Origin of the sequence: Faecalimicrobium dakarense, from assembly GCF_000499525.1 — a bacterium.
In the GTDB taxonomy this organism is placed as follows: Bacteria; Bacillota; Clostridia; order Peptostreptococcales; family Peptostreptococcaceae; genus Faecalimicrobium; species Faecalimicrobium dakarense.
The window spans coordinates 1-382 of record NZ_HG529455.1 but is presented as its reverse complement, the minus strand read 5'-3'; the positions used below and the strand labels follow the sequence as shown (position 1 = coordinate 382).

At 24.3% G+C, this 382-nt stretch carries 1 protein-coding gene; it reads right to left on the bottom strand.

Translation table 11 applies throughout. The features are described from left to right. Positions 1 to 10 precede the first annotated feature (10 nt). On the bottom strand, positions 11 to 382 hold a 372-nt coding region (locus tag BN899_RS18335), incomplete at its 5' end, for a CPBP family intramembrane glutamic endopeptidase (RefSeq protein WP_042278450.1).

Here is a 382-nt window from a genome sequence, read left to right as displayed (position 1 = left end):
TTTTATTAAATTATTTAGCTAATAGTATTGGCAATAAAAGAATCCAATCATTTAATACATGAACAAAGAAAGAAATCCAAATATTTTTTGTTTTAATGTATGGATAAGTAATAATCATTCTAACAATACCTATTCCTACAATTGCTTGGATAATATTCCAGTTATAAGTTGGTAAGTGGATAGCAGCAAAAAGTAAAGATGAAATAATCCAAGACATAACAATTGCTTTTTTTCTAGAAATCTTTGAATTTTTATAGCTAAATTGTAATATTATTAAAAATGGTATAATAGTAACTAATTCTTCTCCTAAAAGCATTGGAATCATTTTAACAAAAAATAAAATATTCTCATATAATGAATTTGCCTCAACCATTCCTCCCAC